At 75.1% G+C, this 12,961-nt stretch carries 15 protein-coding genes and 1 riboswitch; of the genes, 11 read left to right on the top strand and 4 right to left on the bottom strand.

Going from position 1 to position 12,961, the window contains the following annotated elements; genetic code table 11:
- Positions 1-87: 87 nt before the first annotated feature.
- The 11 genes from GVV04_RS16605 (at position 88) to GVV04_RS16555 (ending at position 8,939) form a co-directional block, all read left to right on the top strand.
- Complete coding sequence (locus GVV04_RS16605; protein WP_161689423.1) at positions 88-984, top strand: hypothetical protein; 897 nt, start codon at positions 88-90, stop codon at positions 982-984.
- Positions 981-1,637, top strand: coding sequence for an SAF domain-containing protein (locus GVV04_RS16600; protein ID WP_161688932.1), 657 nt, complete (start codon positions 981-983; stop codon positions 1,635-1,637). Before GVV04_RS16605 ends, GVV04_RS16600 begins: the two co-directional genes overlap by 4 nt.
- A 2-nt stretch (positions 1,638-1,639) precedes the next feature.
- Complete coding sequence (locus GVV04_RS16595; RefSeq protein ID WP_161688931.1) at positions 1,640-2,440, top strand: P-loop NTPase family protein; 801 nt, start codon at positions 1,640-1,642, stop codon at positions 2,438-2,440.
- Positions 2,430-4,010, top strand: a complete 1,581-nt coding sequence (locus GVV04_RS16590) for a CpaF family protein (RefSeq protein WP_161688930.1) — start codon at positions 2,430-2,432, stop codon at positions 4,008-4,010. The genes GVV04_RS16595 and GVV04_RS16590 overlap by 11 nt, the downstream gene beginning before the upstream one ends.
- Entirely contained in the window at positions 3,959-4,915 is a 957-nt protein-coding gene (locus GVV04_RS16585) for a type II secretion system F family protein (RefSeq protein WP_407938807.1), read from the top strand. The genes GVV04_RS16590 and GVV04_RS16585 overlap by 52 nt, the downstream gene beginning before the upstream one ends.
- Positions 4,916-4,961: 46 nt before the next feature.
- A complete protein-coding gene (locus GVV04_RS16580) occupies positions 4,962-5,831 on the top strand; it encodes a type II secretion system F family protein (RefSeq protein ID WP_161689421.1) in 870 nt (289 codons plus the stop codon).
- A 29-nt stretch (positions 5,832-5,860) separates the two neighbouring features.
- Positions 5,861-6,076: a hypothetical protein gene (locus tag GVV04_RS16575; protein ID WP_161688928.1), complete on the top strand. Its 216-nt coding sequence runs from the start codon at positions 5,861-5,863 to the stop codon at positions 6,074-6,076.
- Positions 6,077-6,198: 122 nt separating this feature from the next.
- Positions 6,199-6,609 carry a TadE/TadG family type IV pilus assembly protein gene (locus GVV04_RS16570; protein WP_235966346.1) on the top strand — a complete coding sequence of 137 codons (411 nt, stop codon included), beginning with the start codon at positions 6,199-6,201 and terminating at the stop codon, positions 6,607-6,609.
- Between the two features lie 62 nt (positions 6,610-6,671).
- On the top strand, positions 6,672-7,262 hold the full coding sequence (locus GVV04_RS16565) for a TadE/TadG family type IV pilus assembly protein (RefSeq protein ID WP_407938816.1): 591 nt from the start codon (positions 6,672-6,674) through the stop codon (positions 7,260-7,262).
- A gap of 116 nt (positions 7,263-7,378) precedes the next feature.
- Complete coding sequence (locus tag GVV04_RS16560; protein ID WP_235966343.1) at positions 7,379-7,750, top strand: hypothetical protein; 372 nt, start codon at positions 7,379-7,381, stop codon at positions 7,748-7,750.
- Between the two features lie 16 nt (positions 7,751-7,766).
- Positions 7,767-8,939: a LysM peptidoglycan-binding domain-containing protein gene (locus GVV04_RS16555; protein WP_161688924.1), complete on the top strand. Its 1,173-nt coding sequence runs from the start codon at positions 7,767-7,769 to the stop codon at positions 8,937-8,939.
- Between the two features lie 147 nt (positions 8,940-9,086).
- Here GVV04_RS16555 and GVV04_RS16550 read toward each other — a convergent pair whose 3' ends face one another.
- From GVV04_RS16550 to GVV04_RS16535, 4 genes are all read right to left on the bottom strand, one after another.
- Positions 9,087-9,938 carry a DUF2231 domain-containing protein gene (locus GVV04_RS16550; RefSeq protein WP_161688923.1) on the bottom strand — a complete coding sequence of 284 codons (852 nt, stop codon included), beginning with the start codon at positions 9,936-9,938 and terminating at the stop codon, positions 9,087-9,089.
- 215 nt (positions 9,939-10,153) lie between these two features.
- On the bottom strand, positions 10,154-10,498 hold the full coding sequence (locus tag GVV04_RS16545) for a hypothetical protein (protein WP_161688922.1): 345 nt from the start codon (positions 10,496-10,498) through the stop codon (positions 10,154-10,156).
- A gap of 68 nt (positions 10,499-10,566) precedes the next feature.
- The gene (gene bluB, locus GVV04_RS16540; RefSeq protein ID WP_161688921.1) at positions 10,567-11,211 is read right to left on the bottom strand and encodes a 5,6-dimethylbenzimidazole synthase; all 645 of its coding nucleotides are present in this window, start codon (positions 11,209-11,211) and stop codon (positions 10,567-10,569) included.
- 34 nt (positions 11,212-11,245) lie between these two features.
- Positions 11,246-11,444: riboswitch (cobalamin riboswitch) on the bottom strand.
- Between the two features lie 40 nt (positions 11,445-11,484).
- A complete protein-coding gene (locus tag GVV04_RS16535; protein ID WP_161688920.1) occupies positions 11,485-12,948 on the bottom strand; it encodes a dihydrolipoyl dehydrogenase family protein in 1,464 nt (487 codons plus the stop codon).
- Positions 12,949-12,961 lie beyond the last annotated feature (13 nt).

Raw genomic sequence — 12,961 nt, 5'->3', positions numbered from 1 at the left:
ACCGCCGCCGCGCCGGGCGGGTCCGGCGCACCGCCGGAGCGTCCACGGTCCGCCCACCGCCGGCTCCGCGATCCGCGACCCGGACGGCTGCTCGCCGGGATCGGCCTGGCCCTCGTGCTCGCGGTCGCGGCTGCCCCGCCCACCGCCACCGTCGCGGCGGCGGCCCGGGGTGGCGGGGTGGAGTGCCCCATCGGCCAGAACGACTGCAACATCTGGGACGACGACCCGGGCACCCCGGGCGGTGGCGGCGGGAACCCCGGCGGCGGGGGCGGCAACGACGGGCCGGCCGGCAAGTGCCAGTGGGGCGGCAAGGTCATCCCCTGCTACGACGCCATCCTCGGCTGGTTCAACAACGACAACGGCTGCTACTACAAGCTGGAGCAGCCGCAGCGGCCGGGCACCCCCGAGGGCAAGCAGTGGTACCAGGTCACCTGCGAAGGCGGGGACCTCGGCACCCTGCACCCGGAACTGCGGGACGCCCCGCCGCCCGGCTACGGCACCCCGCCCGACCCGGAGGAGTTGGCCCGCCGGGCGCTCGCCTCGATCTCGCTGCTCCCACCCCGGGCGGCGGTCGCCCCGCGCAAGAGCAAGGGCCCCGGCCTGGTCGGCCTGCCGGTGTGGATGTGGGCCAGCCCGGGTGACGACTACTTCGGCCCGCTGACCGCCTCGGCCTCCGACCGAGGGCTGACGGTGACCATCACCGCCAGGGTGGACCGGATCGTCTGGGACATGGACAACGGCAAGCAGGTCGAGTGCGACGGCCCCGGCACCCCGTACGCGGCGGACGGCCCGCAGGCCGGCGGCCCCTCCCCCGACTGCGGTTACCACAGCGGCTACACCAGGGCCGACACGTACCAGGTCAGCGCCACCACCTTCTGGAACGTGCACTGGGTCGGCGGTGACCAGAGCGGCGACATCCCCCAGACCCGGACCAGCGGCACGGTCCAGATCGAGATCGACGAGCTTCAGGTGGTGACCAGGTGAGTCTGGCGACGCGCAACGGCACGGGGCCGGTGGACGCCCCCATCGCCCCGCCCAAGGTGCTCCGGCAGCGCCGGGTCCGCCCCGGCCTGCTCGGCCTCGCGGTGCTGCTGATCGCCCTCGGCGGCCTCGGCGCGGCGTTCGCGGTCACCTCCGTCCGGGCCACCGGCAGCTACCTCGCGGTGGCCCGGCCGGTAGAGGTGGGCCGGACGCTCAGCGCCGACGACCTGGTCACCGTGCAGGTGGCCGGCGGACAGGGGCTGCGGCCGGTGCCGGCTGGACAGCTCAACGAGGTGGTCGGCAAGCGGGCGGCCGTCGCACTGGCCCCGGGCACCCTGCTCACCCCCGCCCAGCTCACCGATGACCCGCTGCTCGGCCCCGGCCAGCAGCAGATCTCCCTCGACCTCTCCCCGGGCCAGGTGCCGGCGAAGCGGCTGCACCCCGGCGACCGGGTGCTGCTGGTCAGCACCCCGAACCGCAACGCCAACGGGCAGAGCGCCGGCAGCACCCGGTTCGAGGCCACCGTGATCGACACGGCCACGCCGAGCAGCAGCAGCGTCGTGGTCTACGTGGCGCTCACCGCCCGGGACGTGCCAGCCATCGTGGCGCTGGCCGCCCAGGACCGGATCGCGGTCGTGCTGACCGGGGCGGCCTGACCATGGCGATCATCGCGCTGGTCTCGGCCAAGGGCTCACCGGGCGTCACCACGACCGCGCTGGCCTGCGCCCTGACCTGGCACCGACGGCTGGTGCTCGCCGAGTGCGACCCGTCCGGCGGGTCGGTCCTCGCCGGCTACCTCGGCGGGACGCTGGACGGCCCCCGGGGCATCGGCGAGCTGGCCGTCGGGGAGCTGCGCGACGGGAGCCTGGAGTCCGCGTTCTGGTCCCAGCTCGTCGACCTCGACGCGCCCCGCCGGGAGCGGCTGCTGCTGCCCGGCGTCGTGGACCCGGCGCAGGCCGGTAGCGTCACCCCGCTCTGGCACCGGTTCGCCGACTTCTTCCTCGACCTGGAGCGCGGCCAACCCCCGTACGACGTGCTCGTCGACTGCGGGCGACTCCAGGTGGCCGGCCCGCCGTGGCCGATCCTGCGCGCCGCCGCCGTGGTCCTGCTGGTCACCCGGGCGAAGCTGCCCGATCTCTCCGCCACCCGGTCCATGATCCGGGCGGTCGAGCGGGACTTCACCGAGCACCGGGTGCCGCCCGGCACGCTACGGCTGCTGCCGATCGGCGACGGACACGGGCGCGGCGAGATCAGCAAGGCGCTGCGGCTGCCGGTGATCGCGCGGCTGCCGGAGGATCCCCGTACCGCGCAGGTGCTCACCCTCGGCGGCACCGTGCGGGCCGGCCGGCCGCTGATGCGCGCGGCCGGCGCCCTGGAGGTGCCGATCCGGGCGCTACTGGACCGCCGCCGGGCCCGGCTGGCCTGGCCGGCCGCCCAAGGGGTGCCGGATGCGGTTTGAGCCGGTGTCGCACGACCCCCGGGTCCCGCAGCAGCCGGGCGCGACCTCCATCGCCCCGCCGCTGCCGCCGGCCCCGAACGGGCGACACCAGCAGCCCGCCCCGCCGGTGGGCGCCGCCCCGCCGTCGCCCGTCACGCCGGCGGCGACCCCGCCCGTCCCGCCGACGCCGCCCCGGCCCCGGGTCGACTTCGCCGTCGTCCGGGAGCTGCGCCGGGAGCTGAGTGAACGGCTCACGCTGTGGCAGCGCGGCCGGGAGTTCGACGCCGACGCCGAGGACGTCGAGCGGGCCCGCCTCGCCGTCGCGGTGGTCGCCGAGTACGCCGACGCGGTCCGCCGGGCCGGCACCCCGATGCCCGCCGGGGAGGAGCGGCTGCTGCTCGACCAGGTGACCGCCGAGCTGGTCGGCCTCGGGCGGCTCCAGACGCTGCTGGTCGACGACACCATCGAGGAGGTGCACATCCTCGGCTGCGACCAGGTGCGCATCACCCGGCACGGCGGCGGGTTCGACTGGGCCGACCCGATCGCCGACAGCGACGCCGAGCTGGTGGAGATCCTCCAGGCGGCGGCCCGCCGGGCCGGGGCGACCGAGCGGTCCCTGTCCACCTCGAAGCCCACCCTGGACCTGCAACTGCCCGACGGCAGCCGGCTGGCCGCCGTTTTCCTGGTCAGCCACCGCCCGTACGCGGTGATCCGCAAGCACAACACCCTTGAGGTGAGCCTCGACGACATCGCCGGCAGCCGGGGCGACCTGGACGAGATGATCGACCCGCTGCTGCGCGACTTCCTGCGGGCGTCCATGCGGGCCGGGCTGAACATCATGGTCGCCGGGCTGGCCGGGGCGGGGAAGACCACCGTGATCCGGGCGCTGATGGACGAGATCCCGGCCGACGAGCCGTACGTGCTGCTGGAGGAGAGCCGGGAGCTGCTGCCCGCCCGCCGGGGGCACAAGCACCGGGCGGTGATGAGCTTCGAGGCCCGGGAGGGGCACGGCGAGCGCGGGCTGGACGGCCGCCCGGCCGGCGAGGTGAGCATCGCCGACCTGATCCCGGTGTCGCTGCGGATGGGCGTGCTGCGGATCATCGTCGGCGAGGTGCGGTCCCGGGAGATCGTGCCGATGCTCCAGGCGATGACCACCAGCCGCGGATCGATGTGCACCATCCACGCCCGCAGCCCGGGCGGGGTGGGCGAGCGGATCGTCGAGCTGGCGCTGGCGCACGGCCGGGAGATGACCGTCGACCAGGCCCGCCGGATGGCCGGCAACGCCCTCGACCTGATCGTCTACGTCACCGTCGAGGACGAGACCGCGATCGGTGGCCGCAAGTACCGCTTCGTCTCCCACGTGGAGGAGGTGATCGGGGTCGGCGAGGGCAGCCGGATCACCACCACCAGCGTCTTCGGCCCGGGGCCGGACGGCCGGGCCGTCCCCCGTCACCTGCCCGAACGCGTCCGCGACCAGCTCCTGCGGGTGGGCTATGACGCCCGGCTGCTGGGTCGGTGGATCGAGGCCGGGGCCGGGGCGTGGCAGCGTCCCCGGCACAGCCGGCTCGGCGGCAGGCCGGTGACCCGGTGACCCCGAACATCGAGCTGATCGCCGTGGTGTCCGGCGCGGCGTGCGTCGCCGGCCTGGTGCTGGCGGTGGTGGCGCTGGTCGGCACCACCCGACCCGCGGGCCCGGCGCCGGGAGCGGGCCCGGGGGGCGGGCTGCGCCGGCTCTGGCTCGGCTCCGGCACCACCGTCCGAGAACAGCGCAACCACCAGGTGCTGCTCGGCGGCGCGGTGCTCGGCGGCGCGCTGGCGTTCCTGCTCACCGGGCTGCCGGTGGTCGGCCTGCTGGTCGCCGTGGCGGTGCCCGGCACGCCGTGGCTGTTCGCGGTCGGCCGCGCCGAGCAGCGGGCCATCGCCCGGATCGAGGCGGTCGGCGAGTGGACCCGCCGACTCAAGGACGTCTCGTCCACGGGTCAGGGCCTCCAGCAGGCCATCCTCGGCACCATCGCCACCGCACCCGAGGAGATCGCGGAGGAGGTTCGGCTGCTCGCCGCCCGGCTCCAGGCCGGCTGGCAGGCCCGGATGGCCCTGCTCGCGTTCGCCGACGAGATCGGGGACCCGGTCTGCGACCAGGTGGTGGCGGCGCTGATCCTGCACCTGACCGACCGGGGCGAGCGGCTCGGCGACGTGCTGGGCTCCATCGCGGGCGCGGCCGGCGCCGAGGTGTCCACCCGCCGGGAGATCGAGGCCAAGCGCACCCAGCCACGGTTCGCGGTCCGGTTCCTCACCGGGATGACCCTGCTGACCCTGGCGTACGGCCTGGTCAACACCGAGTACATCCGCCCGTACGGCACTCCGACGGGGCAGCTCGTGATGGCCGTGCTCGGCGGGGCGTTCATCGGGCTGCTGGCCTGGGTGCGGGCGATGAGCCAGCCGCCCCGGCCGGCGCGGTTCCTGCCCGCCCCCGACCCGACGGAGGCGATCGCGTGAGTGAGCCTGCGAGCCCCGCAGTCGCGAACGGAAGGAGGCGCCGGTGATCCTCAACTGGCAGCTCACCATCGCCGTCTGCGGCGGCGCGGCGGTGGGGCTCGGGGTCTTCCTGGTGGTCCGGGAGGCGCTGCCGGCCGCCCCGGCGCTCGGCCCCGCGCTGCGTCGGCTGCACCAGCCGCCGGGCACCGGCCGGGCCGCCGCGAACGGTGGGCAGCGCCTCGACTGGGTCGGCGGGCTGGCCCGCTGGCTGCGTCCGCCGCACCGGCAGCTCGCCCTGATCGACCGCACCCCGGAGCAGTACGCCCTGTCCCTGTTGCTCTCCGCGCTGGTCGGCCTGGCCACCCCGACCCTGGCCGGTGCGGTGCTCTTCCTCGGCGGGGTGTCCGTGCCGGTGTTCGTACCGCTGCTGGGGAGCCTGGGGATGGCGCTGGTCGCCGCCCTGTTGGCGCACCGCAGCGTGCTGGCCCGCGCGGACGCCGCCCGGGACGAGTTCCGCCAGGCGGTCTGCACCTACCTGGACCTGGTGGCGTTGCAGCTCTCCGCCGCGCACGGCCCGGTGCAGGCCCTGGAGCGGGCCGCGGCGGTCTGCGACGGCTGGGTCTTCGACCGGATCCGGGAGTCCCTGCGGATCGCCCAGATGCAGATGCACTCGCCCTGGGACGAGCTGCGCGAGCTGGCCGACAAGATCGGCATCCCGGAGCTGGGCGACGTCGGGGCGATCATGCGCTCCTCGGGCAGCGAGGGGGCGCAGGTGCACGAGACGCTGCGCAGCAGGGCCGACTCGCTGCGCGACCAGATCCGCACCGACAACCTGGCCCGCGCCGAGGGGGTCACCAGCCGGCTGGACATCCCCGGCTCGCTGCTGGTCTTCGTGCTGCTCGGCTTCGCCGTCTACCCGTTCCTCGCCCGGTTGTGAAACCCGTCCCCAGTTCGAAGGAGCATGTCATGCAACTCATCGCCTATCTGCACATCGCGTTGACGACGCGGCTGACCGAGCTGCGCCGCGACGGCGAGCGCGGCGACAGCCCGGTGCCGACCGCCGTGATCATCTTCGGCCTGGTCGCCGTCGCCATGGCGGTCACCGGCCTCGCCCTGGCCAAGGCCAACGACTGGATGAGCGCCATCCCGAACAACACCGCCCCGCAGGCGCCGAGGCCGTGACGGGTCGCCCCGCACGCACGGACCGGAGCCGGTCGGCACCCGCCGACCGGCCCACCGGCCTGCGCGCGCCGGGGCGGGCGCGCGACGGCGTACGGCGGCCATCCGGGGAGGCGCCCCGGGGGCTGCTGGCCGGGGCCCGGGGGAGACTCGCCGGCGGCGGGGCCGAGCGGGGCGCCAACCCGGTGGAGCTGGCCGTCGTGATGCCGGCGATCCTGGTGCTGCTCTTCGCCTCGATCCAGGCCGCCGCCTGGTTCGTCGCCCGGGCCACCGCGCTGAACGCCGCGCAGAGCGCGGTCAACGCCCAGCGCGTCCTGCGCGCTCCCGATGGGGCCGGGGAACAGCGGGCGACCGACTTCCTCACCTCGGCCGGCGACTGGCTGGTCGGCTGGGACTCGCCGGGGCCCGACTGCGTGACGGGCGCCACCGAGGTGACCTGCACGGTGACCGGCACCGCCCTCTCGGTCGTCCCCTGGGTGAGCTTCCCGGTGCGGCAGACCGCCCACGGCACGGTCGAACGGTGGACGGCGGGATGAGCGGCATGCGGAGACGTGAGGTGCCGGACGACGACCGGCGCCGAATCCGGGTAGCCCGGCTCCTGCGGCACGCGCGGGACGCGGTCCGCGCCCGACGCCGCCCCGGCGTCGATCCGAACGCCGCCCACCGCCCGAGGCGGGACGATCGCGGTTCGGTCGCCGTCGAGGTGGCCGTGCTCGCCCCGGCGTTTCTCGCGCTGCTCGTGCTGGCCGGCGTGGCCGGGCGTACGGCGATCGCCCAGGAGGCGATCGAGTCGGCGGCGCACGATGCCGCCCGGGCCGCCTCCATCTCCCGGGACGCCACCACCGCCCGGCGGCAGGCCCGGGCCGCCGCGAGCAACCAGCTCGACTGGCAGCGGGCGAACTGCGCAGGCCAGCCCACGCTCACCTTCAGCGGCTCCGTTGGCGGGGATACGGTCAGCTTCGACGCGGCCTTCGCCAGCGATCCCGGCCAGCCCGCCGCCGTCACCGTGCGGGTGGCCTGCACGGTCTCCTTCGCCGACATCGACCTGTCGCTGCTGCCGGCGATGCCGGCGACCCGGACGGTCTCGGCCGCGTTCACCTCCCCGCTGGACCGCTACCGGAGCAGAACTCTCGGGTTCGGGACTACAGCAGCGGGTTCTGCGGCGAACCCGGGTGCGGGTGGCGTGTGATGAGCGCACCGATCAGGCCCGGTTCCCGAACCCGGGACGGTGCGGGGTCTGCTCATGCCGTCGCCCGCCGGCTGCGTGGCGACCACGGCCGGGTCAGCCTGTTCCTCGCGGCGGGGATGATCGGCGTCCTCGCGATCATCGGGCTGGCCTTCGACGGTGCCGGTCAGCTGCGGTCCATGCAGCGGGCCGACAACCTGGCCGCGGAGGCGGCCCGGACCGGCGGCCAGTCCATCGACCGGGCGAAGGCCATCGAGGGCGGGCCCAAGGTGATCGACCAGGTGGCCGCCAGGGCCGCCGTGAACAGTTACCTCGCCGCGACGGAGGTGACCGCCTCCTCCGTCGAGTTCCCGGTCGTCGGCGGGGAGACCCTCGTGCGGGTACGCGTCACGGTCACCTACGACCGGTACATGCTCGGCTTCTTCGGCTTCGGCAACACCGTCACCGTCTCCGGTGAGGCCACCGCGCGGGCCCTCACCGAGGACCCGTAGGAAGGGAAGGAACGCCATGGCCGTACCGGGTCGCTCCGCCGCACGGCGGACCGGACAGGTCCTCACCGGGTTCGGCGCGCTGGTCGTGCTGATCGCGGTGCTGGTCGGGGGGCCGGTGGCGCTGCTCGCGTTCGCCGGCAACCCGCTCCCCGACCACGTGCCCACCCTCGCCGAGATCGGCGCCACGCTGACCAGCAGGGACGACGGCCAGCTCTTCCTGCGGGTGCTGGCCCTGGTCGGCTGGTTCGGCTGGGCCACCTTCGCCTTCTCGGTGCTCGTGGAGCTGGGCGCGCAGTCGCTGCGCCGGCCGGCACCCCGGCTGCCCGGGATCAGCCGGCAGCAGCGGGCCGCGGCTGCGCTGGTCGGTTCGGTGGCCCTGATCATCGCGGCGAGCCCGGCGGCGGCCAGCGCCGCGACGGTGCTGGCCGGCCCGTACCCGACGGTGGCGCAGCCGGCCGTCGCCGCGGCGGCCCCGGTGGCTCGGCCGGTCAGCGCCACGCTCCCGGCCCACGCGCGGACAGCGTCGCCGGTCGTGGTCACCACGGCGGCCCAGCTCCCCGAGCCGGTGGAGCCGGTGGTGTACCGGGTGGCGAAGGGCGACTACCTGGGCGAGGTCGCCGAGCGCTACCTCGACGACTTCGACCGGTACCGGGACGTGGCAAGGCTGAACCGGTTGCACGACCCCGACCGGATCCGCCCGGGGCAGCTCATCAGGCTGCCCGACGGCGCGGGCGACGCCGGGACCCGTACGCACGCCACCGGCCGGCTGGTGGCCCGGCCCACGACCCCTGCCCCCGGCGGCGCGGTCACTCCCCCGCCGGCGGCCCCGGCCACCCCGCCGGCCGCCGAAGCGCCCGCGACCCCGGCGACGACGCCGCCCGCGACGCCGCGGGCCACCCGCCCGGCACCCGCGCCGTCGACCACCCAGCCGTCGGCCGAGTCGACCCGCGACACCCAGCAGGTGGGCCAGCCGCCCTCCGGGTCACAGCCGGCGATGGCCGCCGGGGCGTCCCGGGCGAGCGAGGAGGACCAGTTGAACCGCCCGCTCGCGGTCTCGGCGGTGCTCGCCGTGGCCAGCATCGTCGGGGCGCAGATCGGCGCGGTGCTCGGGCTGCGCCGCCGCCCGAGTGTCGCCCGGGCCGCCGCCGGCGCGCGGTCCCTGGTCTCCGGCCGGCACCGCCGGAACTGACGCCGGCCGCCCCCGCCACCCACCCCTCCCCTGCGCGCACTTTCACGGAATGTGTGGCATCGGAGCTCGCCATGGCCACACATTCCGTGAAAGTGCGGACCGCCAGGGCGGGCGGCGGGGGCGGGGTGATGACCGGCTCGGGAACGATCAGGGCAGCCGGGCCTGCAACACCCCGTCGACCACCCGGGTCGGCAGGATCTGCTGGTCGTTCCCGGACGGCCCGTGCATGACCTCGCCGCCGTTGAGCCGGAACGCGCTGCCGTGCCACGGGCAGACCACGCAGGCGTGCCCGTCGATCTCGGCGACCTCGCCCTCGCCGAGCGGGCCGCCCTGGTGCGGGCAGCGCTCCAGCATCACGGTGACCTCGTCACCATGCCGGTAGAGGATCACCGAGACGTCGTCCATCTCGCGGGTGACCAGCCTCCGCTGCGGCAGCCCGGCCAGGTCCGCCAGCGGGTGCCAACCGTCGCTGATGCGGTGCAGCTCGGGCACGCTCTGGTTGACCTGTGCCCCCTGCTTGTATGCCAGGTGCCCCCCGAGGTAGGCCCCCGCGCTCACCGCGTTCAGCCCGAGGTAGGCCAGCGCCCGCCCGGTCCCGTGCCGCCCGCGTAGCCGGGCCGCCAGCGAGCCTGCGTACAGGGCCAGGCCGACGGTGTTGGCGGCGGCGTGCACCAGGCCGATCCGGCGCTGGTCCCGGGTGAGGGCCGCCCAGTCGTTTAGCCCGGCGATCGCCGCCGGGAGTGCGCTGACCGTGCCCAGCCCGACCAGCGCGGTGGCCGCCCGACGCTGACCGGGCATGAGGTCCAGCACGGCGGCGCTGATCCAGGCACCCACCGGCACCTGCACCAGCGCCGGGTGCAGCGGATGCCCGAGGAGGACGCCGTGCAGCAGGTCGCGCACCCGCTGCGGGCGGATGGTGGCCTGGACGGCGCGCTGCAACCGGTCCCCGACCCCGTCCAACGCCGGGTTCTGTTCGATTCTCGTCAAGATTGCCCGCATTCCGCCCGACTTCCCGGCAGGAGCGGGCGCAAACCGGTCGGCGGTGACGAGCCCGTCGTCGTACGCGTCGACGGGTCGTCCGGGGACGCGGCCGGCACCGCCGACCCCGTACCCGCACGTCGCCGGCCCGGGGTGCCGGCAGTGGGTCCCGCGCGCCGACCGGCCGGCGGTGGGTTCCCGCGCCGCCGACCGGCCGGCAGCGCGGGACCCGGCCGCTATTGCCAAGGGCCGCTGCGGCAGGTGAACCTACCGGTGTCGCTGTACTGGGTCACGCTGCCGTCGAAGTAGCTGTAGTTGACCCGCACCGGCAGGCCGATGTTGGAGTAGGGGCAGCTGGCGAAGAGGGTCGGTCCGGCGGTCGTGAAGGTCCCGACGCTGCCGGAGTACCAGGTGACCGTCCAGGTCGTCGTGCCGGTGCTGGTGGCGTCGCAGTAGAACTGCGACGCGCCGGACTCGCAGAAGGGCGCGGGGGCGCCGGCCAGGGCCGGGGTGGCGACGGCGACGGTCAGGCCGAGGGTGGTGAGGGCGGAGGCGAGCAGGACCCGGACGGTGACACGCATGAAGATCCTCCCGAACGTAGCGGGTTGAGGACTGAGGGTGATGGTCACGCTATCCCAGTAATCGAGCTTCATGAATCACCCGTTCGCCGATCGGTTGCCGACCAACGGTCGCGGTGCACCGCCTCCACGAGGGGACGCTTCCGCCGCCACCCGTGCCGTTCCAGGTCCGGCACGGTTGCCAGGTGGGTGACCGGTCCGAGGCAGAGCCACGCCACCGGCCGGATGCCGTCCGGAATGCCGAGCAGCCCGGCCAGGAACTGCTCCCGGTAGAAGGAGACCCAGCCGACGCCGAGACCCTCGGCGGTGGCGGCGAGCCAAAGGTTCTGGATGGCCAGGCAGACCGAGTAGAGCCCGGCGTCGGCGATGGCGTGCCGCCCGAGGACGGCCGGGCCACCCCGCGCCGGGTCGTAGGTGACCACGATCGACAGGGTCGACTCCAACACTCCGTCGATCTTGATACGGGCGAACCGCTCGGCCGCCTCGCCGTCGAGGGTCGCGGCGAACGTGTCCCGCTCGACCTGGACGTGCTCGTGGAACCGGCGGCGGGTCTTGGCGTCCCGGACCAGGACGAAGTCCCACGGCTGCGAGTATCCGACGCTGGGCGCGGCGTGTGCCGCGTCGAGGATCCGGTGCAGGATGTCCGCCGGCACCGGATCCCCGGTGAACTCGGCCCGGACGTCCCGGCGGCGGTGGATGGTGTCGTAGATGTCCACAGGCAGGCTCCCGCTGCGCTCGGCCCACCACGGTGGTGGGCACCGACGCGAGGCCGGTCTTCGGACTCCCGGATCGACGCCCGACCGTCCGCCTTCCCAGCCGTGTGGCCAGTGGCTGCGCGTGACGCGCGTGGACGGCGGCTCCCCGGTCACCGCGGCGGGCCCGTGCCGGATTCCCACCGGCTTCCCGATTCTCCCCGCAGCCGCGGGGCACCTCACATGATCGTGCCGTCGCCGATGCTAACGCCCCGCCCGTGTGTGCCGTCGGCGGCGCTACCTCAGGTTGCGCAGGGCGTCCTCGATGGCGCGGTGGAACGTCGGGTACGCGTAGATCATGTTTCGGAGCTGGGGCAGCGGGACCGCCGCGTGCACCGCCACGACCAGGCCCGACAGCACCTCGCCGCCGGCCGGGCCGACCGAGGTCGCGCCGACCAGTACACCCCGGTCGGCGTCGGCGATCAGCTTGATCAGTCCGTCGGCCCGGTGGATCCAGCCCCGGGTGGACGAGCCGAGCTGACTCACGCCGACCTGCACGTTGATGCCCCGCTCGCGGGCCTGCCGCTCGGTCAGCCCGACCGCGCCCACCTCGGGGTCGGTGAAGGTGACCCGGGGCAGCGCCCTGTAGTCGGCGTGCGGCACGCCGCCGGCGATCCCGGCCCCCGCAGTGTTCGCCGCGCTCGCCGCGCCGCCGACCGCGCTGGCGGTGCCGCTGGCGTCCGGGCCGGATCGCGCCCGCCGGACGTGGTCGAGCACGTCGGCGACCACGATGGCCGCCTGGTACATGGCGATGTGGGTGAACGCGCCCTCGCCGGTCAGGTCGCCGACCGCCCAGAGGCCCTCGGCGGCGCGCATCCGGTCGTCGACGGCGAGGTACCGCTGGGACGGGTCCACTCCGACGCCGTCCAACCCCAGCTCGTCGAGGTGCGCCCGCCGGCCGGTCACCACCAGCAGCTTCTCGGCGGTGAACTCGACGCCGCCGGCCGCGACCAGGGTGAACACCCGCCCGTCGTGGTCGACCCGCTCGGCCTTCACCCCGGTGGAGATCCGCACCCCGTCCGCGCGCAGCGCGGCGGCGGCCACCTCGGACGCCTCGGGTTCCTCGACGGCGAGCACCCGGTCCGCCGCCTCGACCACCGTCACGGCCACCCCGAACCGGGCGAAGACCTGGGCCAGCTCCAGCCCGATCGCGCCGCCGCCGAGCACGAGCAGCGACCCGGGCAGCTCCTCGACCTCGACGGCCTGGTGGTTCGTCCAGTACGGCGTGTCGGCGAGCCCGGCGATCGGCGGCGTGGAGGGCCGGGTGCCGGTGCCGAGCACGATCCCGTGCCGGGCCTGGAAGACCTGGTCGCCGACGCGTACCCGGCCGGGGCCGTCGAGCCGGCCGCTGCCACGCACGAACCGGCCGCCCTTGCCGGTGAACCGTTCCACGGCGACCCGGTCGTCCCAGGTGTCGGTGGCCTCCGCACGGATCCGCTTCGCCACCGGCGCCCAGTCCGGCTGGACCTGGGCCGTGCCGGCGAACTCGTTGACCCGCCGGGCCTCGGCGACCGAGTTCGCCGCCCGGATCATCATCTTGCTCGGGATGCACCCCCAGTACGGGCACTCCCCGCCGACCAGGCTCCGCTCGATGCCGACGACGTCGAGGCCCGCCTCGGCGAGCCGCCCGGCCACCTCCTCACCGCCGACGCCGAGCCCGACCACGACCACGTCCACCAGTTCCGATTCCGGTTCCGCCATGCCGCCAGCATTC

This window comes from Micromonospora rubida, from assembly GCF_009908295.1.
Taxonomy (GTDB): domain Bacteria; phylum Actinomycetota; class Actinomycetes; order Mycobacteriales; family Micromonosporaceae; genus Micromonospora; species Micromonospora rubida.
Note: the sequence above shows the minus strand (reverse complement) of the source record. Positions and strands in the feature narration are given on the sequence as shown.

Excerpts from the sequence above, each read along its gene's own strand:
- GVV04_RS16575 (WP_161688928.1), top strand. The coding sequence starts at position 5,861 with ATGCAACTCATCGCCTATCTGCACATCGCGTTGACGACGCGGCTGACC.
- GVV04_RS16545 (WP_161688922.1), bottom strand. The coding sequence starts at position 10,498 with ATGCGTGTCACCGTCCGGGTCCTGCTCGCCTCCGCCCTCACCACCCTC.
- GVV04_RS16555 (WP_161688924.1), top strand. The coding sequence starts at position 7,767 with ATGGCCGTACCGGGTCGCTCCGCCGCACGGCGGACCGGACAGGTCCTC.
- GVV04_RS16595 (WP_161688931.1), top strand. The coding sequence starts at position 1,640 with ATGGCGATCATCGCGCTGGTCTCGGCCAAGGGCTCACCGGGCGTCACC.
- GVV04_RS16535 (WP_161688920.1), bottom strand. The coding sequence starts at position 12,948 with ATGGCGGAACCGGAATCGGAACTGGTGGACGTGGTCGTGGTCGGGCTC.
- GVV04_RS16590 (WP_161688930.1), top strand. The coding sequence starts at position 2,430 with ATGCGGTTTGAGCCGGTGTCGCACGACCCCCGGGTCCCGCAGCAGCCG.
- GVV04_RS16560 (WP_235966343.1), top strand. The coding sequence starts at position 7,379 with ATGATCGGCGTCCTCGCGATCATCGGGCTGGCCTTCGACGGTGCCGGT.
- GVV04_RS16550 (WP_161688923.1), bottom strand. The coding sequence starts at position 9,938 with ATGCGGGCAATCTTGACGAGAATCGAACAGAACCCGGCGTTGGACGGG.